Source organism: Streptomyces sp. NPDC101776 (genome assembly GCF_044766845.1).
Taxonomy (GTDB): Bacteria; Actinomycetota; Actinomycetes; order Streptomycetales; family Streptomycetaceae; genus Streptomyces.
In genome coordinates this window covers 196,673-219,705 of record NZ_JBIWMV010000005.1, presented here as the reverse complement: position 1 = coordinate 219,705, position 23,033 = coordinate 196,673, and the positions used below count along the sequence as shown (strand labels likewise).

Genomic DNA, 23,033 nt, shown 5'->3' with positions numbered 1-23,033 from the left:
GACTCGGACCGTCAGTCCTCGTCCCCGAAAGGCAGCGCGTCGAGGTCCCCGGTGAAGTCCTCCACGTTCGGGAACATCAACTCCAAGGCGTCGTCAGGGAGTTCCTGCCGACCGCCGGGCGCGCTCAGCGCCTGCTCCGTCCAGATGCATTTCCCCGTCGGCGTATAGCGCGTGCCCCACCGTTGGGTGAGGGCGGTGACCAGTTGCAGTCCGCGACCGCCCTCGTCCGTCTCCGTGGCGCGGCGGATCCGGGGCATCGTCAGGCTGCCGTCGAAGACCTCGCAGATCAGCTCGGCGCCGTGCAGCAGACGCAGACTGACCGGGCCCTTGGCATGGCGTACGACGTTGCCGACCAGCTCGCTGGCCAGGAGTTCCGTGGTCGGGGCCAGCTCCTCCAGGCCCCAGGTGCGCAACTGCTCCCGGACGTGACGGCGGGCCTGACCGGCCGCCCGCGGGTCCTCGGGCAGCGGCCAGGAGGCGATGTTGTCGCTGGTGAGGGCGTGCAGCCGGGCGACGAGGAGGGCGGCGTCGTCGGCCGTCGACTGCTCGACGGGGAGCAGGCCCGACGTGAGGATGTCGCAGAGCTGCTCCAGGTCCGCCTCCTCACCGGACTCGGTCCTGTGCGCCGTACTCAGGAGACGGGCCAGGTCCGCCATGCCCTCGTCCATCTCGCGCTTCGACGACTCCACCAGACCGTCGGTGTACAGCACCAGCAGACTTCCCTCCGGCACCTTCAACTCGACCGTCTCGAACGGCGGTTCCGCCGCGCCAAGGGGCGGGTCGGCCGACAGCTGCGGGAAGTGCACGGTGCCGTCCGGGTACACCACCGCGGGCGGCGGATGCCCGGCCCCCGCGATGGAACAGATCTGGGTCGTCGAGTCGTAGAGCGCGTACAGACACGTCACGTACGACTCCTCGCCCATGCCGGCGACGAGTTCGTTCAGGTGGCTCATGATCTCGTCCGGTGGCAGCTCCAGGTCGGCGAGCGTGTGCAGCGCGGTGCGCAGGCGGCCCATCGTCGCCGCCTCGGGGAGGCCGTGGCCCATCACGTCGCCCACCACGAGGGCCACCTGGCCGCCGGAGAGCGGGATGATGTCGTACCAGTCGCCGCCCACGTCCATGCCCTGCCCCGCGGGCAGGTAGCGGGCGGCCGCGGTGCACGCCGGCAGCTCGGGCAGGGCCCGGGGGAGCAGGCTCCGCTGGAGTTCGCGGGACCGGGTGTGCTCGGCGTCGTAGAGCCGGGCCCGCTCCAGGGCCTGGGCGACGAGGGCGCTGATCGTGGACAGCAGCGTGCGTTCCTCGTCGGTGAGCCGACGGGCGCGTTCGAAGGCGACGACGCAGACGCCGAAGGTGTTCCCCGACGCGGTCAGCGGCAGGAACGCCCAGGCCTGCTTCTCGGCCCGGGCCGGTCTGCCCGCCAGCTCGGGGTAGTGGGCCGTGTACTCCTCGACCGAGGACAGGAACAAGGGCTGACCGGACGCGATCACGTCCCAGGACGGCTCGCCGGGGGTCCGGGCGCGGCCGTCGACGGTGGTCAGGAAGTCGTCCGGGTAGCCGTCCGCGCCCACGGTGTACAGCCGGTCGCCCTCGACGGCCTGCACCAGGAGTCCGGCGGCGGCGAACGGCGGCAGCACCCGGCGGGCGACCGCGGCCACCACGTCCTGCGAGGTCGTCGCCTTGGCGAGGGCGGCCGTCAACTCGCCCATCCGCACCGCGCGTCGGGCCACCGCCAGCTCGGAGGCCCGGCGCTCCTCCTCGTGCTGCCGCTTCTCCGTGACGTCGGTGAGGTAGAGGGTGACGCCGTCGGGACCCGGGACCAGCCGCAGGTGATAGCGGCGGCCCGCGTCCCCCAACTGGGCGTCGAAGCCGACGGGCGTCTCCTCGGCGGCGGCCTTCCGGCAGCGATCCTCCAGGCCGGGGACGTTCCGTGCCGTGGGCAGCCCCCACAGGAGGCGCCCGAACAGCTCCTCCTCCGAGAGGCCCAGAATGCGCTCCGCCTCCAGGTTGCCGAAGGTGATCCGCCACTCCTCGTCCACCGCGAGGAAACCGTCGCTCATGTGGCGCAGGGCCCGGCTGAGCGCGTCCCGGGCGGACCGGGACTCGTTGCTCTCCCAGCCCACGCCGATCATCCGCAGGGGCTCGCCCTGCTCGTCGTAGGTCGCCCTGCCGCGCGCCTGCGTCCAGCCGTACGTGCCGTCCAGGCGTCGCACCCGGTACTCGGCCTCGAACACGCCGTGCTCGCGGATCGCCCGGTCCACGGCGTCCAGCGTCGGCGGCAGGTCGTCGGGGTGGACGCACGCCATCCAGTTCTCGACGCGGGCGGTGTAGTCCTCGGGGCGGGTGCCGTAGAGCTCCAGGGCCGCCTCGTCCCAGAGCAGCTCGCCGCCCTGGATGTCCCAGTCCCACGAGCCGACACTGACCTCCTTCAGCGCGTGCCGGAGCCGCTCACGGTTGCCGCCCGGATCCGTCTGGGAGGGTCCGGAGGGCGGGGGCGCCTGGCGCATGCGCTCCTCGGTCCACGCGACCAGATCCCGCAGGAAGCCCCACTGCAACGGGGTGGGCTCGCCCTGCTCGCCCATCAGGACCGTGAGCGCGCCGATGCTGCGTCGGCCGCTCGACACCGGTACGGCGGCCAGACCGGTGCCGGGCCAGGCCAGGACCTGCCCCGTGGGCGCGGCCGACACCGGCACCCACACACCGCTGCCCTGGTGGAGGGCCTTGGCCGGGGCCGTCGGTCCCTCCTGGTCGATGATCTCCCACGGGCGGGTGAGGGCGGGCGGCAGACCGGTCGAGGAGACCAGCCGCAGCGCCGACATCGGCCCGCGCAGATGAATCGCTCCACCGAGCGCGCCCAGCTCACCCACCGCGTGCTGCAGGGCCAGCCGGAAGACCTCGCTCTCGGTGACGCCGGGGTCCACGGAGCCGAGCAGGGCCAGACGTGCGTTCATACCGTAAATTTTACCGTTCCCGCCTCACATAACGCGGTGCTGCGCAGGACTCACAGCTTTGCCGCCGGCTCTCGCACACGGCTCCCAACAGGCAGCATTCCAGACCGAGTTGCATCGGAGTCCCACCCCTGTCCGCTCGGGTGACAATACTCGGCATCCGGGGGAACGGGGTGTCGTCAGCGGGTATGGAACCCCTTGATCATGTCCGCGCGTTGTCACCCCGTCAGACTCACCTCCCCCGCCCACCCCTCAACGAGGAGCTGCATGGACATCGGTGTATTCATCCCCATCGGCAACAACGGCTGGCTCATATCGAAGAGTTCACCGCAGTACCGGCCGAGCTTCGAGCTGAACAAGGCCATCGTGCGCAAGGCCGAGGAGCACGGGCTCGACTTCGCGCTGTCGATGATCAAACTCAAGGGGTTCGGCGGCGAGACCGAGTTCTGGGATCACAATCTGGAGTCGTTCACGCTGATGGCGGGCCTGGCCGCCGTCACGGAGCGGATCAAGCTGTACGCCTCCACCCCGATCCTCGTGCTGCCCCCGGCGATCGTCGCGCGCATGGCCACGACGATCGACTCCATCGCCCCCGGCCGCTTCGGCATCAACATCGTCACCGGCTGGGCACCGGGCGAGTACTCCCAGATGGGCCTGTGGCCCGGCGACGAGCACTTCGGCAACCGCTACGCGCGCGCCGCCGAGTACGTCACCGTGATGAAGGAGCTGTGGAGCGAGGGCGTCAGCAACTTCAAGGGCGAGTTCTACGAGATGGACGACTGCGTGCTCTCCCCGCGCCCGGCCGACGGGCACATCTCCATCGTCGCCGCGGGACAGAGCAACACCGGCATCCGGTTCGCCGCCGAACACGCCGAGTACAACTTCATCCTGGGCAGCGGCGTCAACACCCCGCTCGCGCTGTCGGACACCACGGCCACCCTGGTGGACGCGGCGGCGGAGACCGGCCGTGACGTCGGCGCGCTCTCCCTCTTCATGATCATCGCCGACGAGACCGACGAGGCCGCCCGCGCGAAGTGGCAGGACTACCACGACAACGCGGACCACGCCGCGCTGGCGTACATGGCGGGTGAGTCGGCCACGGACACCACCGCCGACGACACCTCCACCGCCCGGACCATCGTGCTGCCCGAGGGCGCGGTGAACTTCAACATGGGCACACTGGTCGGCTCGTACGAGACCGTCGCGAAGCTGCTCGACGAGGTCGCCGAGGTCGAGGGCACCAAGGGGATCATGCTCGTCTTCGACGACTTCCTGGAAGGACTGGAGAACTTCGGCACCCGCATCCAGCCCCTGATGAAGTCGCGGTCGCGGGCGGAGTGAGCGTCGCGCGGGAGGAGCAGGACGTGCGGTCGTGACCGTCGGCCGACGTCCGTGGCGGGTGTTCGCGGCCACCGCCGTGGGGGTGGTGGCCGTGTTCCTCAACATGAGCGGTCTCGCTGTCGCGCTGCCCACGATCACCCGGGAGTTGGGGGCGGAGCCCGGGCAGGCCGAGTGGATCCTGCTCGGCTACATGCTGGTCACCACCGCCCTGATCCTCGTCTTCGGCCGCATCGCCGACATCGTCGGCCGCCGCAGTCTGTATCTCGCCGGGCTCGTCGTCTTCACCGCCGGGACCGGGCTCGCGGCGCTCTCCCCGTCGGCGGGGTTCCTGATCGCGGCCCGGGTCGTGCAGGGCGTCGGCGCCGCCGCCGTGATCACCAACAACACGGCCCTGCTGACCGACGTGTTCCCCGCCCGGACGCTGGGCCGCGCCCTCGGCTGGAACGTCACGGTGGCCGCGACGGCCCAGGTCGCCGGGCCGGTCGTCGGCGGCGCGGCGACCGAACTGCTCGGCTGGCGTGGGCTGTTCGTCGTCTGCGTACCGATCGGGCTGGTCGCGATCGGCGCATCGGTCCTGGCCGTTCCGGCGAGCGGAACGCGGGTCGGCCGAGCCCGTGAACCGTTCGACCTGCCGGGCGCGCTGCTGTCCACGGCGATGCTGACCGCCCTCGTCCTCACCCTGACCCCCGGCGCCACGGCCACCGTCGCCGACTGGCTGCCGTGGGTCTGCGGCGCCGCCACCCTCGCGCTGTTCACGGTCTTCGCCGTCGTCCAGACCCGGCGCGCGCACCCCCTGGTCGACGTGGCGCTGCTGCGCACCCGCGCGATCTCCCTGGTGCTCGCGGCCGTGCTCGCCAACGCGGTCGGCAGCTATGCCGTAGTCCTCCTGGCGTCGCTGCACGAGCAGGCGGTCGGCGGCGCCACCTCGCTGGAGGCGGGGGTACTGGTGACACCGGTCGCGGCCGGCACCCTGATCACCTCGGCCGCCGCCGGTTCCCTCTTCGACCGCTTCACCCCGCGCGCGCTCACGACGACCGGCATGGCGGTGACCGCGTGCGGACTGCTCGGCTTCTCCCTGACGCTCTCGACGACGGCGGTGCCGTTCCTGGTGGTGGCCCCCTTCCTCTTCCTCGTCGGGGCCGGCACCGGACTGTTCATGACGCCGAGCACGAGCGCGTTGATGCTCGGCGTACCGGCCGACCGCCGCGGAACGGCCAACGGCCTGCGCTCCACCACACAGAACGTGGGCTACCTGCTCAGCACGGCTCTCGCCCTCGCGCTCACCACGACGGGACTGAGCGAACCGGCCCGACAGGCCGCCTACGACGGGACACTGAACACCCTGAACGTGCTCGCGTCCGGCGAACTGAACCGCTTCGTCGCCAACCTCCGCGCCACCGGGTTCCTCCTCACGGGCATCGCCGTGATCGGGGGAGTCGTCTGCCTGGCGTTCCCCACATCGCTGCGGGCACCCCGTACCGCCGAGGCCGCCACCGTGAACACCCCACCGGAGTCCGCCACTTCAGGAAGGACGTCGCCATGACCGGTTCCCCGCAGGAGGACTACGAGCGCGCCGGCTTCGACGGGGAGCTCACTCCCGGCACCTCCCCGGCCCTCATCCTGGTCGACCCCGCCCGCGCCTACGTCGACCCGGACTGCCCGCTCTACGCCGGGGTCGAACCGGCGGCCGACGCGATGAGGCTCCTCCTGGCCGACGCACGCCGGGCCGGGATCCCGGTGATCGTCACGCGGGTGCTGCTGCGGGCGGACGGCGGCGACGGCGGACTCTTCCTCCGCAAGGTGCCCGTGCTGCGGGTGTTCGCCGAAGGCAACCCCTTCGGTGAGTTCATCGACGGCCTGGCCCCGGCACCGCACGACATCACCGTCACGAAACAGTGCCCCAGCGCCTTCTTCGGCACCGCACTGGCCGACCGTCTCACCGCCGACGGCATCGACACCCTGCTCATCGGCGGACTGTCGACCAGCGGCTGCGTCCGTGCCACCGCCCTCGACGCCATGCAGCACGGATTCGTACCCATCGTGGTCGAGGAGGCGGTGGGCGACCGGGACCCGGACATCCACGCGGCGAACCTCTTCGACATCAAGCACAAGATCGGCGAGGTCTGGCCGCTCGCGCGGGTTCAGGAGTACCTCGCGTCTCGCGGCTGAGTGTCGGGGGCCAGCGGTGACGGCTCGACGCGCAGCAGCCCGGCGATCCCGGCGGGCAGCCACCAGTTGTACCTGCCGAGCAGCGCGACCGTCGCCGGCACCAGCAGTGCCCGTACGACGGTGGCGTCCAGCAGGATGCCGGCGCCGAGCGCGGTGGCGAGGACCTTGATGTCGGTGCCCGGCGCGGAGGCGAGCGCGGCGAAGGCGAAGAACAGGATCAGCGCCGCCGACGTGACCAGCCTCCCCGTGCGGCCCAGACCGTGCTCCACGGCGTACGCGGTGGAGCCGGTGCGGTCGTACTCCTCGCGCATCCGGGCCAGGATGAAAACCTCGTAGTCCATGGACAGTCCGAACAGGAACGCGAAGATCAGCACCGGCAGCCAGAACGTCAGCGCGCCGGTCGCCGCGATCCCGAACATCGCGTTCGAGCCGTGTCCGTCCTGCCAGAACCAGGTGATCATCCCGAACACGGCGGCCACGCTGACCAGGTTCAGCAGCACCGCCTTCAGCGGCAGCAGCAGGGAGCGGAAGGTGCGGACCAGCAGCACGTAGGTGACCAGCGCGATCAGGCCCAGGACGTAGGGGAAGTCGTCGAAGACCGCCCGCTGGTAGTCGAGGACGACGGCGCCCCGGCCGGTCACGCCGATGTACCCGGGCAGCTTCCTCGTCGCCTCGCGGACCGAACTCACCACCGCCACACTGGAGTTGTCCACCGTCTCGTGGACGGGTACGACGACGACCTCGGTGACGCCGTCCCGTCCGGGCGGGGCCGCGACCGCCATCCGCACACCGGGTACGCGCCGCACTGCGGCCGCCACGGCGGACGCCTCCGGACCCGACCGGACGAGCAACGGCATCGGTGTCAGCACCCCGCTGCCCACCCCTCCGGAGCGGAGTGCGGCCAGGGTGTCGTGGGCGACACCGCTGTGGGCGAGGGAAGCGGACCCGGCCTGGCCGATCTGGAGGCCGAACACCGGGACGATCGCCAGCGCGAGCCCGGCGCAGGCCGTGGCGGCTGCGGCCCAGCGGTGGCGGACGACACCGCGCGCCCAGGCCGACCAGGCCCGGGAGACCCGCGCCTCCTTGCGGATCCTGGGCCGGTCGATCCGGGGGCCGGCCAGGCTCAACAGGGCGGGGAGCAGGGTGAGGACGACCAGCGTGCTGATCACCGGGATCACCATGCCGCCGAAACCCATACTGCGGATCAGCGGCACGTCGACCACGACGAGCGCGACCAGGCTGATCGCGACGGTGATCCCGGACGCGAGCACCGCGTGCCCGGCGGTCGTCACCGCGGTGATCACGGCCTCGTCGTTCGACCGGCCGCGGGCCCGCTCCTCGCGCCAGCGGGAGACCACCAGCAGCGAGTAGTCGATCGCCACGCCCAGCCCGACCAGCGCGATCAGGAACTGCACCACGAAGGACACCTCGGTGAACGTGGTCAGACCGAGCACGACCAGGAACGTCGCCAGGATCGACACACCCGCGATCAGCAGCGGCAGCAGGGCGAGGAACGACGCGAACACGAAGGCGAGCACGAGCAGCGCGCCGAGCGCGCCGATCAGGGTCTCGCCCAGCACGCTGAGCCCGCCGTCGTCACCGCTGTCACTGCCCGCCGCGAGCTGGTTGTACCCGGTGACAGCGGCGCTCAGGCCGTGTCGCCGCGCCGCCGCCTTGACCGTACGGTCGACCGTCGCCGCCAACGGGTCGGCGAAACCCGCCGGTTGGGGACCGTAGACCAGCAGGAAGGTGCTGTGTCCGCCCTCGGTCAGGAAGGCCGGGTCGCCGGTGGTGCCGTAGTCGAGGACGCGGACGCCGGGGATGGTGCGGATCCGGTTCGCTACGGCGGTGACGTCCGCGCGGTCGATCAGGTGTCCGGCGGGTGCGGTGAGGACCGGCAGATAGCCGAGGTCGGCGGACACGCCGTAGCTGCGGGCGAGTTGGGCCTGGGTCTCGGAGCCCTCCTGGCCGGGGAGGGAGAAGTCGGAGGAGAGCCGGGACGGGAGATGGCCGGCCGCGGTGCCGCCGGCCAGCAGGACGACCAGCCAGAACGCGATCACCCACCACCGGTGGCGCAGGACTAAGTGCGCGCATGTGGACACGAGTTGCTCCTCAGCGGGTGGTCTGGAAGGTCGCCATCATGGCCATGTCCTCGTGTTCGAGGTTGTGGCAGTGCAGGAGGTAGCGGCCGGCGTGGTCGTCGAAGCGGATCGCGATGTCGGCGTACTGCTTGGGGCGGAGGTCGATGGTGTCCTTCCACCCGTGGTCGCCCGGATCGAGCGGGCCGCCGTTGCGGGAGAGCACCTGGAACGGCGAGAGGTGGATGTGCACGGGGTGGTAGGCGTCGGTGGCGAGGCGCCAGATCTCGACCTCGCCGAGGCGGGGAGCCGCGTCGATACGCCGGGGGTCGAACTCGCGGCCGTTGATGACCCAACCGGCCGTGTTCTTGCCCATGTCGGTGACCTTGCCCTTGCGGAACATCCACGGCCGGGTCGTCGCCGACGTCGTCGACAGGGCCTCGACGGTGGACAGTCGGGCGGGGATGCGACTGTCGTCGGTCGCTCTGCGGGCGACCACGAACCGCATCACCCGTGAAGTGCCGTCCTGGCCTGCCCTGTTGGTGAGGGTCACCCGGGTGCCGACCGGGTAGCGGGAGAAGTCGACGACCACGTCGAACCGTTCGGCCGGTGCGACGGGGACGACGGTATGCCGCAGCGGCGCCGCCAACAGGCCCTGGTCCGAGCCGATTTGGGTGAACGAGGGGCCGCTCGGGGGCGCCGGGTCGAGCGCGAGCTCGTAGCGGCGGGCGTTGGAGGCGTTGAGGACCCGGAACCGGTAGCGGGCCGCGTCGACCTCCAACTCCGGCCAGGGCGCCCCGTTCACGAGGACGACGTCACCGGCCGCGCCCGCCATATGGTCGGCGTCGACGCCGGCCATGCTGATCAAGTCGGGGTCCATCGCCGGGTAGTTGAACGCGCCGTGCGCGTCGAACGCGCGGTCCGCGATCATCAGCGGGACGTCACGGTCGCCGCGCGGCAACGGCAGCGCCTGCTCCTCGTCGTCGGTCAGCAGCAGGAACCCGGCCAGCCCGCGCCAGACTTGGGGGCCGGTGAAGCCCATCCGGTGGTCGTGGTACCAGAGCGTCGCGGCCCGCTGGTCGAGCGGATAGGTGTAGTCGCGGGTGCCGGTGGTGGCCGTACCGCCGACGGCCTGGTCCGCGAAGCGCGCGCCGCCGTTGGCGGGCAGCACGAGGTCGGTCGGGAAACCGTCGCTCTCCGGCGGGGTGTGCCCACCGTGCAGATGGACCACGGTCGGCACGGCGAGCTGGTTGCGGTAGCGCAGCACGGTCCGGCGTCCGCGCCGTGCCGCGATCGTCGGCCCGGGGAAGATCCCGTCGTAGCCCATGATCGTCGTGCGCAGGCCGGGCAGGATCTCCACGCTCGCTTCCCGGGCGGTGACGTCGTAGTAGTCCGTGTCGGCGGTGCTCCGGGACGGCCGTTTCATCGGGGGGATCGGAAGGGGGATGGTGAACGGTTTCGGTAACGCGGCGGCGGACGTGAGCGTACGGCCGCCGAATTCGGCACCGGCAGCGCCGGAGGCGGCCGCGTCCGATCCCGGGGATTTGCAGCCGGCCGTCGTGCCGAGTGTCACGGCGCCGGTGAGCGCGGCCATGGTGCGGAGAATGCGTCGGCGCTCGGGTCCAGGTGGTTCGGTCATGGCGCAGACGATGGGTGACACGGTCCGTCGTCCACGTCGTCCGGACGCGGTGGATCCGGCATACCGCGGACGCGGTACACCGGCGCCGGAGCCCGTACCGCGCCCGGACGACGTGGACGCGGACGGGCGTTCGATACCGTGCGGCCCATGGCTGACTACCGGTTGTCCCGCATCCGAGGCCGTGTCACGTCCCACCCGCAGGCCGTGGACGTCGCCTTCGGCCTCCTGGTCGTCACCGTGATCCTCCTCGCCGTCCGCGCCGGACGCCCGCTGCGCGCCGAGGACTTCCTCGCGGGGACGCTCGCGTTCGCGCTGATCGCCGCCCGGCGCAGATGGCCGCTGCCCGTCTTCGCGGCGGTCACCGTGGCCAGCACGGCGTTCAACCTGCACGCGGCACTCGTCGGCCCGCTGCTCGCCGCGAACGTGATCTGCACGTACACGGTCGCCTCCCGCACCGACCGGCGGATCGCCGCGGTGACGGGCACCATCACCGTCGTGACCGTGTACGTCGCGGTCGTCATCGGCGCCGGCCGGACCTGGCTGGACCCGCAGAACGCCGCGATCGTGGTGTGGGGCACGCTGGCCGTCGTCGTCGGCGACGCCACCCGGATCCGGCTGGCCAACCTGGAGGCCGTCGAGATCCGCGCCCGGCAGGCCGAGCACAGCCGCGACGAGGAGGCCCGCCGCCGGGTCGTGGAGGAACGGCTGCGGATCGCCCGTGACCTGCACGACGTCGTCGCGCACCACATCGCCGTCATCAACGTGCAGGTCGGTGTGGCCGCCCACCTGCTGCGTGAGCAACCCGACGACGCGGAGGAGGCGTTGGCCCACGTCCGGCAGGCCGCCCGCACCGTACTGGCCGAACTCTCCACCGTGCTGGACGTGTTGCGCTCCGAGGACCGGGACGCCGAGGGCACGGACTCCACGACCGAACCGCCACCGGGCCTCAGCCGGCTGGCGTCGATGCTGGACTCACTGGCCGCGGCCGGACTACGGGTCGACCACCGGCAGGAGGGCGAGGCCCGCCCCCTGCCCTCCGTGGTCGACCTCGCCGCCTACCGCATCGTCCAGGAGTCCCTCACCAACGCCCACAAGCACGGCAGCGAACCGGCGGCCAGGCTGCGGCTCGACTACACTCCGGCAGGCCTCAAGATCCTGGTCGAGAACGCCGCAGGACGCCCGGCGCCGGACGCCGACGGCTGCGGCCACGGACTCATCGGCCTGCGGGAACGCGTCAGTTCGGTCGGCGGGAGCGTCCGCACCGGGCGCGACGCCGACCGCTTCACCGTCGACGCCTTCCTTCCCGCGGCACCCGACCGACAGGACACCCCCACGTGACGATCCGCGTGCTGCTCGCCGACGACCAGACACTCATCCGGGCCGGTTTCCGGGTCCTGGTCGGCGGGGCGCCTGACCTGGAGGTGGTGGGCGAGGCGACGACCGGCCGCGAGGCGGTCGACCTCGCCGGCAGCACCCGCGCCGACGTGATCCTGATGGACATCCGGATGCCGGAACTGGACGGCATCGAGGCGACCCGGCTCATCACCGCCGACGAAGACCTCGCAGGCGTACGGGTGTTGATCCTCACCACCTTCGAACTCGACGAGAACGTCCTGCGCGCGCTGCACGCCGGCGCGAGCGGGTTCCTCAGCAAGAGTGTCGAACCGGCCGACCTCCAGGAGGCCATCCGTGTCGTCGCCCGCGGCGACGCCCTGCTGTCGCCGAAGGCCACCCGCGGCCTCATCGCCCGCTTCCTCTCCCAGCCGAACCCGGGCCCGCTGCCCAGCCCGGTCCAGCTCGACTGCCTCACCGAGCGGGAGCGCGAGATCATGGCCCTGGTCGCCGCCGGGCTCTCCAACGACGAGATAGGGGAGCGGCTCTACGTCTCTCCGCTCACCGCCAAGACCCACATCAACCGGGCGATGATGAAACTGGGCGCGCGCGACCGCGCCCAACTCGTCGTCCTCGCCTTCCGGAGCGGCTTGGTCAGTCCTGGTGATCTGCCTGTGCTGTGACCGTGAGGCAGCTCAACGCCAAGGTCCACGAGGGTAATTGACGGTACGTCAGCCGAGTCGGACCAGGCACTCGGACGAGCCCGGAGGCCGGTCCGCTCAGCGGAACCGCGCGTGACAGGGCCCGGAGCGGGCGATGACGCTGGGGTGCTCCTGGTACCGACAGCGGTGGGAGACGTCATGGAGATGAGCTTGGAGCCGACCGAGGAAGTCGTCGGCGTCGATGGTCGGTTCCAGTGGACGTTCCCTCCGCCCGGCGCTACCGGACCCGGTTCGGGTCCGCGATTAGGTTCCGGTCCTCGCCCCGCCTCCCCTCCCCGGTCCGTCTGGTATTTCGCCCTGCCGCTCACCTCCGCCCACCGCGGCGGCCACTCCGGTGGCGGTGCCCTCGTGGACGGTGTGGACGGCCAGGAGCGGTACCGGAACGAGGGGACGGTCTACCCCCACTCCGGTCTGGTCGAGATGATCACCTACCAGGAGCGGTACCTCCCTGAACTCGCCTGGAAATACCTCGACTTGAGCCATGTCCCGTGGGACGACGTACGCGCCGCCATCGCCGCGGATCCCCCGGACGTGGCGGCGTTCACCGTCTACACGGCCACCGCGCTGTGGGCTTTCATCGTCGCCGCGGAGATCAAGCGGGTGAACCCCGACGCGGTCGTCGTGTTCGGCAACGACCATGCCGGAATCCTCCACCGCGAAATCCTCACCGGCCATTACGGACACCGGCTCGTCGATTTCGTCAGCACGGGCAACAACGGACCGTTCACCATGCTCGGCCTCCTGTACGCGTTACAGGGGCAACTCGACCTGAAACGCGTCCCTTCGCTTGCCTATCGCGACCACCTTCAGGTCGTCAATCAGCCGGCCCCCACGTATCCGCTCGACCGTCGCATGCTCCCCGACTACGGACTCATCGAAGACCAACTGGAGCGGTACTACGACAAGGCGTTCGACGTCTGGTACGCCCATCACTACGACCTGAAACGCATGGTCACCCTCCCCCTGGACGCCGGCTGCACCTGGGGCACGCGGCCGGGACGCCGGTGCAAACACTGCTCGATCCAGGGGCTCACTCCGAAATTCGCCCGGATCGACACGATCGTTCCCGCACTCGAAAAGGCGGTCGGCGGCCTCGGTGCCAATGTCTACGCCGCCGGGGACTCCACCCTCGGTTTCTCGCGGGCGCAGTGGTCCGGCGACATCGGCTACCTCGACGAACTCGCCGAACGCTGCGCCGACTCACCGGTTCTCCGGGAGCACCGGTTCCTTCTCGCCTACGGCCTGGTCTTCGAGTTCCTCCAGTCGGCCAAGCTGTGCCAGGGCTTCGTACGCACGTGGAACGTCGGCTTGGAGGCCTTCGACCCCAAACTCCTCAAGGGCGACTCCAAGGGCATCAACAAAGGGCCCGACCGGGTCTACGAGGCACTCGAACTCGCTCAGGAACTGGACTACAAGATCTATGCCTCGGGAATTCTCGGTCTGCCCGGTACCACCCGGAAACAACTCCACGAAGAGGTCGACTCCTGGCTCTCCCTCGCGGAGACCTACCGGGACACCATCACCACGGTGTCGGTCGCGGCACCCGGTGTGATCCCGGGCTCGCGGATGTACTGGGACAGCTTCCGCACTCACCCCGAAGTACGCGCCGCGCACGGCGAGATCATTCCGGCCCGGCGCCTCACCGAGTTGTACGTCCGCGAGAACACCGAGGTCGAACTCGCGGACGTGGAAGCCGCCATCGCCGATGTCGGGCGGGGTGTGATCGCGCTCGGCCGGGAGCGCGGACACATGAAGTTCGGCGGCTACATGCTCGGCGGAGTCGACGACGACGAGGCGGCCGAGCGACGACTGCTCGACGAGATCTGCGCCCGGCTCTGACACGAGCGACGGACTTGGCGACGGGCTGAGCGATGGGCTTTGCGACGGACTTTGCGACGGACTTTCGGAACAGCGTGGGGGGCTGATGAGGACGAAGAGGACGCGGGCCGAGAGGGCGACGGCACCGGTGAAGTCAGCGCGTACGACGGTGAATACGGCTGGGACGAGGTCCGTACGCACGTCACGGGCCCCTCGTGTGATCGTCGTCGGCGCGGGTGGCGCGGGCCTGGCCGCCGCCATCGAGGCCGCCGCCGAGGGCGCACACGTCGTACTCGTCACGAAGGCCGTCTACGAGCATGACCGGCACCGCTGGGCCTCGGCCGGCGGCTGCACCTGGAAGACCCATGCCTTCAACGCGGCCGTCGCGCCGGACGACAGTGTCGCGGCCCATATCAAGGACACCCTCGCGGGTGGGGCGTACGCGGGCGACGAGGACATCGTACGGACGCTGTGCGAGGGCGCGTACGGCCTGGTGGAGTGGCTGGAAGGCCTCGGGCTGCGCTTCGAGAAGGGCGGCGACGGACAGTTCGCCACCCGCCCGTTCGGCGGCAACGGCGCACCGCGTGCCGTCCACTTGGAGGACCGGCTCGGCTTCCACATCCAGCGTGTGCTCGGTGGACGACTGGCGGGACTTGTCGAGGAGGGCCGGGTCGAGGTCCGTTCGGGGCTGCGGGCCACGGAGGTTCTGCTCGACGCCGACGGAGAGGTGCGCGGGCTCCAGGCGCTGTCCGTCGAGAGCCTGGAAATCCTGGAGATCGCCGCGGATTCCGTGATCCTCGCGGACGGCGGCGGCACCTCGATGTACGCACCCTCGGCCGCCTCCACGGACAAGACGTGCGACGGCCTCGCACTCGGCCTGCGGGCCGGCGCCGAGGCCATCGACATGGAGTACGTGCAGTTCCATCCCACCGGGCTTGCGTCGGACGTACCGACGTACGACGGGATGCCGGTCGAGGAAGCCGTACGGTTCGACGGTGCGACCCTCCTCAACCGTGACGCCGAGCGGTTCATGCTGCGCTACGACCCGCTGGGTGAACGGGCCACCCGGGACAAGGTGTCGCGTGGTGCCTACCGCGAGATCATGGAGGGCCGCGGATTCCCGGACGCGACGGTCCGACTCGATCTCGGTGTCTGCGCGCACGTCATACCCGAGCGCTATCCCGCGCTGTACGAACGTCTCCGTCTGCTCAGGCCGGGATTCGGTGCGGCGGGCACATCGGTCCTCGCTGTGCGCCCGACCGCCCATTTCCTGATGGGCGGACTCCGGATCGACAGCACGGCCCGCACCACGATTCCCGGCCTGTACGCGGCGGGCGAGGCCGCGGGCGGCGCCCACGGCGCCAACCGCCTCGGCGGGAACGGCCTGTCGGAAGCCCTCGTCTTCGGCCGGATCGCCGGCCGGCACGCGGCGACCGTCAGCGCAGGTACGGGGCCGTCGGCAGCGCAGGGGGAACAGCACATCCGGGTCACAGGCCCCTACCGCATGGACGTCTCCCCGGACGGCGCCTGCCCCGAGGCCCTGCTCCAACTCCTGCGCCGGGAGATGTACTTGAAGGCCGGTCCGATCCGTACGGCCCGCGACCTCCTGGCGATGACCGAGACGATCGCGGCGCTCGACGAGCGCCGGGAGAAACCGGACATCGCCTCCGGGCCTCGGGCCGCGAGCCAGGTACAGACGTGCCTGGACCTGGAGAACCTCCTGCCGGCCTCCCGGCTGATCGTCGAGTCCGCACTGCTCCGCGAGGAGTCACGCGGGGCGCACTACCGCGAGGACTTTCCCTCGACGGCCGCTCACATCACCGGCAACGCCGTCGTGCACGACTCCGGGAAACTCGTCTGGAAGCCCGTTCCCCGTGCTGGAGCAGGGGCCTACGACGGTGACGGGGAGCACGTCTCCGGCCGGGCGGGGGAACACTCCTCCGGCCAGGTGGGGGAGCACCGACGGTGAACTTGAACGACGGGATCAGCGTGGCCGCGATATCCCTCGGCGTCGTGGTCACTCCCGGGCCGAACATGATGTACATGGTGTCGCGGAGCATCGCCCAGGGCCGCCGCGCCGGCGTGGTGTCGCTGGGCGGGGTCGCGGTCGGCGCCCTGGTCTTCGTGGTCGTGACGAACCTCGGCCTGATGGCCGTGCTGCGAACCGTCCCCGTGCTGTACACGTCCTTCAAGATCGTGGGCGCCGCCTATCTGGGCTGGCTGGCCTGGCAGGCCTTCCGATCGGACGGCGCGTCCGTCTTCGCCCCGCGCGCGGTGGCCGACACGTCCACCCGCCGGCTCTTCACCATGGGGCTGGTCACGAATCTCCTCAACCCGAAGATCGCCCTGCTGTACCTCTCGCTGATTCCACAGTTCGTGAACACCCGCGCGGGCAACGTACTGCTCCAGGGCTTCGCCTTCGGCGGCATCCAGGTCGTGGTGAGCGTCTGCGCGAACCTGGTCATCATCATGGCCGCGGGGACCCTGTCGGAGTTCCTCGCCTCGCGACCTGCCTGGCTGCGGGTGCAGCGGTACGTCACGGGGTCCGCACTTGCCGTTCTCGCCCTGCTGCTGGTGACGGATCAGTCGCACCCGGGCGGCTCGGCCTGAACCTGATGGTGGATTCCTTCGTCACACGACGACCCGGGTGTTGAGTCAAGGAACCGGGACACAGCCGCGAGCCATGCGTCCGGTTGGTCGACATGGGCCATGTGCCCAGCCGCCTGAAGGATCTCGGCGTCGGCGGACGGGATCGTGTCGGCGGCCCGGCGGACGGAGCGGGCAGGGAACGTCATGTCGTATCGGCCATGCAGGAAGAGCGTGGGGATCGCGAGGGCCGTGAGACGGGGCACGGCGTCTTCGAGGAGTGCGTGGGGCAGGATGCCGGCGCGCAGGGGCCTCAGCCACTCTGCCGAGAAGCGGACGGACTCCAAGCGGCGCAGGTAGGCGGGGAGCATCTCGTGGCGCCAGAGGTTCGCCGGTGCGGACGCGACGGCTGCCGCGCGGGTCAGTTCCGGTCCGGCCAGGTGCGGGTTCGACCAGACGCGGGCTCCCGCCGCGCGACGTTCCCTCGCATCCGGCCAGTCGTCGAAGGCGTCGGCGGGGACGGCCTCGACCGTGGTGGAGGCGAGGATGAGACGCCGCACTCGGTGGGGTGCCGCGAGGGCGAGTCGCTGAGCCAGGAGCCCGCCGTAGGAGAAGCCGAGGACGTCGGTTCGGTCGACCCCGATGGTGTCCATGAGGACGATCAGGTCGTCGACGGCTGTGTCCGGGGTGTACTGCTCGTCGGACAGACCGCGGGTGGAGCGTCCGCACCCCCGCAGATCGGGCATGACGAGTCGGTGTGTTCCGGCGAGCTTGCTCAGAGGTTCCCGAAGGTAGGTGTGGTCCCAGTCGGGACCGCCGTGGATCACGAGCACGGTGCGGTGCGAAGGCCCTGCCGACAGGGCGACGAACAGTTCGACACGCGGTTGCCGTGACACGGCGATGAGTTCCTCGGTGAACATGTCACCAGTCTTCCAGCGCCCAGGCCGAGCATGACGCTTCGTCGGCTCTGCCGGTCGCCTTCGGTTTCCCTGCCGGAGTGATCGGCGCTCACCAGTGGCGTGTCAAAGGGGTCGACGTGCCGGCGCTCGGTGCCCATGTCCATCCGCACTACGGCGTGTTCGCGCCGGTCAGGGGCGAGTACGTCGATCTCGTCGCCCGTGCGCCCCTGCCGGCGGCGGTGCTCCGCAGTCCCGCCACCACTACGGCATTCGATCTCGGCACGGGAACCGGAGTCCTCGCCGCGGTCTGGCCCGACGCGGAGTCAACCGTGTCGTGGCGACCGACATCAGCCCACGCGCCCTGGCCTGCGCGAGGGAGAACGCTCACCGGCTCGGACTGACCGACCGTATCGAGGTGGCGGGTCCTCCCGGCCTGTTCCCCGAAGGCGTCGCCGATCTCATCCTGTGCAATCCGCCGTGGCTGCCCGCCCGTCCGACCGGCCCCGTCGAGCAAGGTGTCTACGACCCGGACGGCACCATGCTCCACGGTTTCCTCGCCGGACTGTCGGCCCACCTCCGGCCGGGTGGCGAGGGCTGGCTCATCCTGTCCGATCTGGCGGAGCACCTCGGTCTCCGGACACGTCAGCACCTGCTCGACGCCATCCGGGCAGCACATCTCCGCGTGGTGGACAGGGTCGACACCAAGCCCCGCCGCCCACGCTCCAAGGGTCCCCGACCCCCTCCATACGGCACGCGGCGCCGAGACCACGTCTCTCTGGCGGCTGCGCCCGGCCGGTCAGGAGGGGAGCGGACCCTGCATCACCAGGGCGAGGCCCTGCTCGGCGTCGTCGTTCAGCGCGTGGTGGAAGGCCTTGTCGTAGGCGTCGTCCCCGACCGACTTGCGGGCCTGCAGCTCCCATTGGTCGCGGACCTCGGAGAGCTCGGGTGTGCCGTGGTTCGGGTGGCCGAGCATGCGCCAGAAGGTGTTTCCGGTGCCGGAGGTGCGCGCGGCCGCGATGCCGTTGCCCTGGACCGCGTTCGCCCCGGTGAGGAGGTCGAGGGCGAGCGCGATCCCGAGGTTGTCGTTGAGGTTGTGCTTGCTGGTGAGCATGGCCCGGGCATGGAGCTCGGCGTCGTGCGCGCGGCCCTGGAGGAGGTCTATGAAGGCGAGTTGGTGGAACGCGTACGACCGCGCCCAGTGCTCGCCGTACCGGACACTGAGCCGGCGCAGGGCGATGGCCGCTTCGTAGGCCTCGGCCAGTCGGCCCAGCGCGGAGTGGGCGAAGGCCCTGATCACCATGCAGCAGAGCTGGGGCGCGCCCGACGGTGGCGACGTGCCGTGGGTGATCAGGGCATGGTCGCTCACGTCGAACGCGTCCTGGGGGCGGCCGGCCATGAGGTGGGTGAGACCGAGGGTGTGGGCGGCGAACAGCTCGGACTGCGGCGTGCCGTCCTCGCGCGCCGCCTCCGTGCACTCCTCCCCGATGCGCAGGGCGGTCCGGTGGTCGCCCTGGAGGGTGAGCGTGATGCCCAGGGCCCAGAGCGCGCGGGTGCGGGAGGGGCCCGTAGGGGTGTCGAGCGCGAGGACGCGTTCGAGATAGTCGCGGGATTCGTGCAGGTGCCCGCAACAGGGCCAGAACAGGCCCGTACGACCGGCCATTTCGACGGCGGCGTCGGGATCCGTCTCGATGAGGTGGTCGAGTGCGGCGCGCACGTCGGCGTGGGTCGCCGCGATCCGCGCGTACCAGGCGACCTGCCGTTCACTGAGCCAGCCGGCCTCGGCGTCGGCCAGCATGTCGGCGAAGTGCGCGGCGTGGAGCCGGGCGAGGGTGTCCTTCTCACCGAGTTCCGTGAGCCACATGGCGCCGTACTCGCAGAGCGTGTCGAGCATCCGGTAGCGGGTGCCCACCTGTTGGAGGACCGACTGGTCGACCAGCCGCTCCAGAAGCCGGGGGATGTCGTCGGCGTCGAGCGGGCCGCCCGCGCAGACGGACTGCGCGTCGGCCGTCTCCAGGAGGCCGCGGAAGACGGAGAGCCTGGCCCACAGCAACCGCTCGAGCGGGGAGCACAGTTCATGGCTCCAGCCGATCGCCGTACGAAGGGCTCGGTGCCGCCTGGGCCACACCGTCTCGTCCACGAGCGTGTCGAGCCGTGAGCCGAGCCGCTCGGCGATCTCCGGGAGACTGCTCTCCCGCAGGCGCGCGCAGGCGAGTTCGACGGCGAGCGGGATGCCCTCCAGGCGGCGGCAGATGGCCTGGACGGCCTCGGCGGAGTCGGGGGAGTCGAGGGACACCGCGGGGGCGGCCGTGGCACAGCGCTCGCGGAACAGGCGTACGGCGTCTCCGCTGCCGCCCTCGTCGTCCACGGAGAGCGGGGACACCTCGATGCGGTGCTCACCCCGGACCCCGATGGCCTGCCTGCTGGTGGCGAGAACGGTCAACTGGGGTGCGGCGGCGAGGAGTTCGCTCACCAGGAGGAGGCAGGAGGCCAGCACGCGTTCGCAGCAGTCGAAGACGAGCAGCACCTGTCGATCTGTCAGCCACTCGCACAGCGCCTCGACCGGGTCACGCGGATTGTGGTCCAGCAGATCGACCGCGTCGCAGACCGTGGCGGTGAACAACCGGTCGTCGTAGAGGTTGGACAGGTCCACCCACCAGACCCCGTCGGCGTAACGGCCCCGGAGCTGCTCCGCGACGCGCAGCGCCAGCCGGCTCTTGCCGACACCGCCACCACCGGTGAGCGTGACGCAGCGCCGCTGGGCCAACGCCGTTCTGACTGTGTCGAGTTCGCTTTCGCGGCCGACAAAGCTGGTCGTCATGACTGGGAGGTTGCCTGACACGGTCCCATCCTGCACGGCCTGGACGAGGGGCTAAACCCCCTCATCGGAAACGGTCACAACTGATCGAAATTGGCAACTGTTCGATCGGACGGTTCCTGTGGCCGACGGGGTGAAGTGCGGTGGTGGGTGTATCGATTCGGCGGGCTGGCGGGTGGGCTTTCGGTGGTGTTCGGCGGTGGACGCACGTCGGCAGTTGGGCAGTCGGGCGGACTCTGAGGGGGGCGGATGAGGGGCACGGATTTCCGGAGGGTGAGATGCGTTGGCCGATCCTCTGCGCATCCGGCACCTCGATCAGCTCGAACGGGCCGGGCTGATCGAGATCGCCGAATATCGGCCGCTGGCCCGCGGCAAGGTGGAGCGGGTCTATACGCCGGTGGTCACGGAACCCCCGAGCGATGCTGCGAACCCGGCGGAGATGGCTGAGTTGCTCGGCGCGATGCTGGACGCGACCCGGGCCGACATCAACGCTGCCTACCGGTCCAGACAGGGCGGCGGCCGCCGGGAGGTCGATCTGCATCGTGGTGTGCTGCGACTGACGGACGAGGCCCTTGCCGAGTTGCGCGGTCACATCGAACGGCTCGCTTCGCGATTCGGGGACCGCGACGCTCCGGGAGTGTGGTCGAGGCCTGTGAAGCGCGCACCCGCGAGCAACTCCACGGCCTTTTGGCGGACCTGCCGGGTGAGGTTGAACAGCCCGCGCCACCTGCCCGCGTGATCGACTCCCGCCTGCTGAGCGTCCTGGTGTGCGTGTCGCCGCCTGTGGGACTCGTCTACTGGCTCATCGCCCGGCGGTCGGTCCGTGCTGTCCGTCCACACGCTGAACGTGTCCCCAACTGGTGCGGGCCGAGCTGATTCTCGGCCCGCACACGGTGTCTCGAGGGCTCAGCCCGCGTAGGGCGCGAACAGCTTGGAGAACTGGTACGGGGTCTGCGGGATGTTCGTGCACTGGCTCAGGGCGCCGGTGCAGGCGTTCCGGTCGCGGGTGACGTCCCAGAAGCCCAGTTCGCCGAGGTGGTTCTGCTTGGCGAAGGTGAGCACCTGCTGTGCGTCGGCGGCGGTGAACACCTCGCTGGCGGTGTCGTTCTGACCGAGCATCGGGGTGAGGCCGACCATCGCCCAGGTCTGGGCGGTGGTGAGGCTGGGCCACACCGAGGCGATCTGGGCACGGGTCGAGGTAGCGGCCTGGATGGCGTACGTGCCCATCTTCCCGGCCGGGTTGGGCGCGGCGCTGTCGCCGTAGTCCATGGCCATCAGATTGACGGTGTCGACGTTCAGGTTGTGGGACTTGGCGGAGTTGAGGATGTAGACGCCGTCCGCGGTCAGACCGCTGGGCAGGACCGGGAGGGTGAGCGTGACCTTGAGGTCGCGGCCCTTGGCGCGCTGTGCGGCCTGGACGGCGGCGACGGCCGTCGAGCGCCGGTCGATCGAGGCGTGGTCGACCGCAGCGGCGCCCTCGATGTCGAAGTCCACGCGGTCCAGGGCGTAGGCGTCCACGACCTTCTGGTACTGCGCCTGGAGCGCGGTCGTGCTGGTGCAGGCGAGGGCCAGTTCGGTGCCCGACGCGCCACCGAAGGACGGCCGGACGTCACCGCCCATCGCGCGCAGCGAGTCGAAGTCCGCCCGGTCCCAAGCCGCGCCGGGGTCATAGGAGTTGAACCAGCTCGCCGAGCAACCGGTCGACCCGGCGGTGATGAAGCCGAGCGAGAACTGCCGCAGCCCGGTGTCCGTGGCGATCTGCGTGAGGTTCGGCGTCGGGTAGGACCCGAGGTCGATGAAGGGGGCCGCCACGCCGGGAGTTGTGCCGCTGCCAGCGGTCGCGGTGAGTGTCGCGGAGTGCGCCGACTGGTTGCCCGAGTCGTCGAGCGCGGTCACCGAGAAGCTGTGGCTGCTGCTGGGGAGCAGGCCGATCACCTTGAAGGTGGTACCGGTGCCCGAGGTCGTGGCGATGACGTCGTTGCCCTCGTAGACCCGGTAGCCGACCACGCCGACGTTGTCGGTCGAGGCGTTCCAGCCCAGCGTGACGCTGCCGGGCCCGGTGGCCCGGACGGCGAGGCCGGTGGGGGTCGAGGGTGCGGCGGTGTCGGCGGGGACGCCGGCGCAGGGGCCGTTGTTGATCAGGCAGGCGCTCGGCAGGAGGACCGAGCCGGTGTAGCCGAAGTCCATGCCGACGACGGGCGCGGAGTCACCGGGGGCGAGCGGGGCCTCCCAGGTGGGGGAGGTGATCGTGTACTGCGTCCCGCTGTGGGTGACCGTGCCGTTCCACGAACTGGTGACGGCCTCGGTGGCGGGCAGGGTGAAGGTGATGGTCCATGAAGTGACCGTGTGGGTCGACCTGTTGGTGACCGTGTAGCCGCCCTCGAAGCCGGCACCCCAGGTGGAGGTGACGCCGAAGGCGGCGATCAGGCCGGTGTTGTCGGCCGCGTGAGCGGCCGGGGCGGCCGTCGTGGCCATGCCGCCGACCATCAGGGCGGCGGTCAATGCGGCGCGCAGCGACGCACGTCTCATGCGGTTGCTCCTCCGTGGGGCGAGGTCGCGCACGGCGTCGCGCCGGTACGCGGATTGCGGTGCCCTGCACGCCCGTCGCACGGTGCGGAGGTGCGGGTGGGGAGGAGCCGTGCGACGTGATCAGGGCGGGGTGAGGCAGGGGAAGACCGTCGAACGGCGA

At 70.6% G+C, this 23,033-nt stretch carries 15 protein-coding genes and 1 pseudogene; 10 read left to right on the top strand and 6 right to left on the bottom strand.

Annotation, left to right across the window (positions count from 1 at the left end; genetic code table 11):
* Positions 1–11: 11 nt before the first annotated feature.
* Entirely contained in the window at positions 12–2,948 is a 2,937-nt protein-coding gene (locus ACIRRY_RS19460) for a SpoIIE family protein phosphatase (RefSeq protein WP_403974063.1), read from the bottom strand.
* 264 nt (positions 2,949–3,212) lie between these two features.
* Between ACIRRY_RS19460 and rutA the strand changes: the two genes are divergently transcribed.
* From rutA to ACIRRY_RS19445, 3 genes are read left to right on the top strand one after another with little or no spacing between them, the layout of a single operon-like run.
* A complete protein-coding gene (gene rutA / locus ACIRRY_RS19455; protein WP_403974061.1) occupies positions 3,213–4,286 on the top strand; it encodes a pyrimidine utilization protein A in 1,074 nt (357 codons plus the stop codon).
* A 31-nt stretch (positions 4,287–4,317) separates the two neighbouring features.
* The gene (locus tag ACIRRY_RS19450; RefSeq protein ID WP_403974059.1) at positions 4,318–5,829 is read left to right on the top strand and encodes an MFS transporter; all 1,512 of its coding nucleotides are present in this window, start codon (positions 4,318–4,320) and stop codon (positions 5,827–5,829) included.
* Complete coding sequence (locus ACIRRY_RS19445; protein WP_403974056.1) at positions 5,826–6,455, top strand: isochorismatase family protein; 630 nt, start codon at positions 5,826–5,828, stop codon at positions 6,453–6,455. The genes ACIRRY_RS19450 and ACIRRY_RS19445 overlap by 4 nt, the downstream gene beginning before the upstream one ends.
* On the opposite strand, the gene ACIRRY_RS19440 is transcribed toward ACIRRY_RS19445, so the two are convergent.
* Both ACIRRY_RS19440 and ACIRRY_RS19435 read right to left on the bottom strand, forming a co-directional pair.
* Positions 6,428–8,557, bottom strand: a complete 2,130-nt coding sequence (locus tag ACIRRY_RS19440) for an MMPL family transporter (RefSeq protein ID WP_403974053.1) — start codon at positions 8,555–8,557, stop codon at positions 6,428–6,430. The genes ACIRRY_RS19445 and ACIRRY_RS19440 overlap by 28 nt on opposite strands.
* Before the next feature lie 10 nt (positions 8,558–8,567).
* Positions 8,568–10,172 carry a multicopper oxidase family protein gene (locus ACIRRY_RS19435; protein ID WP_403974051.1) on the bottom strand — a complete coding sequence of 535 codons (1,605 nt, stop codon included), beginning with the start codon at positions 10,170–10,172 and terminating at the stop codon, positions 8,568–8,570.
* A 147-nt stretch (positions 10,173–10,319) separates the two neighbouring features.
* On the opposite strand from ACIRRY_RS19435, the gene ACIRRY_RS19430 reads away from it, so the two are divergent.
* From ACIRRY_RS19430 to ACIRRY_RS19410, 5 genes are all read left to right on the top strand, one after another.
* Complete coding sequence (locus tag ACIRRY_RS19430; RefSeq protein ID WP_403974049.1) at positions 10,320–11,510, top strand: sensor histidine kinase; 1,191 nt, start codon at positions 10,320–10,322, stop codon at positions 11,508–11,510.
* Complete coding sequence (locus ACIRRY_RS19425) at positions 11,507–12,187, top strand: response regulator (protein WP_403974047.1); 681 nt, start codon at positions 11,507–11,509, stop codon at positions 12,185–12,187. The genes ACIRRY_RS19430 and ACIRRY_RS19425 overlap by 4 nt, the downstream gene beginning before the upstream one ends.
* Positions 12,188–12,574: 387 nt before the next feature.
* Positions 12,575–14,065, top strand: a complete 1,491-nt coding sequence (locus ACIRRY_RS19420) for a B12-binding domain-containing radical SAM protein (RefSeq protein ID WP_403974045.1) — start codon at positions 12,575–12,577, stop codon at positions 14,063–14,065.
* Positions 14,066–14,261: 196 nt separating this feature from the next.
* Positions 14,262–16,013 carry an FAD-binding protein gene (locus tag ACIRRY_RS19415; RefSeq protein ID WP_403974043.1) on the top strand — a complete coding sequence of 584 codons (1,752 nt, stop codon included), beginning with the start codon at positions 14,262–14,264 and terminating at the stop codon, positions 16,011–16,013.
* Positions 16,010–16,654: a LysE family translocator gene (locus tag ACIRRY_RS19410; protein ID WP_403974041.1), complete on the top strand. Its 645-nt coding sequence runs from the start codon at positions 16,010–16,012 to the stop codon at positions 16,652–16,654. The genes ACIRRY_RS19415 and ACIRRY_RS19410 overlap by 4 nt, the downstream gene beginning before the upstream one ends.
* On the opposite strand, the gene ACIRRY_RS19405 is transcribed toward ACIRRY_RS19410, so the two are convergent.
* Positions 16,627–17,550 carry an alpha/beta fold hydrolase gene (locus ACIRRY_RS19405; RefSeq protein WP_403974038.1) on the bottom strand — a complete coding sequence of 308 codons (924 nt, stop codon included), beginning with the start codon at positions 17,548–17,550 and terminating at the stop codon, positions 16,627–16,629. The genes ACIRRY_RS19410 and ACIRRY_RS19405 overlap by 28 nt on opposite strands.
* Positions 17,551–17,624: 74 nt before the next feature.
* Between ACIRRY_RS19405 and ACIRRY_RS19400 the strand changes: the two are divergent.
* Positions 17,625–18,410, top strand: a pseudogene (locus tag ACIRRY_RS19400) (methyltransferase); the annotation flags it as partial.
* On the opposite strand, the gene ACIRRY_RS19395 reads toward ACIRRY_RS19400, so the two are convergent.
* Complete coding sequence (locus ACIRRY_RS19395; RefSeq protein ID WP_403974036.1) at positions 18,326–20,347, bottom strand: ATP-binding protein; 2,022 nt, start codon at positions 20,345–20,347, stop codon at positions 18,326–18,328. The pseudogene ACIRRY_RS19400 and the gene ACIRRY_RS19395 overlap by 85 nt on opposite strands.
* 280 nt (positions 20,348–20,627) lie before the next feature.
* Here ACIRRY_RS19395 and ACIRRY_RS19390 point away from each other — a divergent pair, with 280 nt between their 5' ends.
* A complete protein-coding gene (locus tag ACIRRY_RS19390) occupies positions 20,628–21,083 on the top strand; it encodes a hypothetical protein (RefSeq protein ID WP_403974034.1) in 456 nt (151 codons plus the stop codon).
* A 167-nt stretch (positions 21,084–21,250) separates the two neighbouring features.
* Here the strand turns inward: ACIRRY_RS19390 and ACIRRY_RS19385 are convergent, their stop codons facing one another.
* A complete protein-coding gene (locus ACIRRY_RS19385) occupies positions 21,251–22,873 on the bottom strand; it encodes a cellulose binding domain-containing protein (RefSeq protein WP_403974032.1) in 1,623 nt (540 codons plus the stop codon).
* Positions 22,874–23,033: the final 160 nt, after the last annotated feature.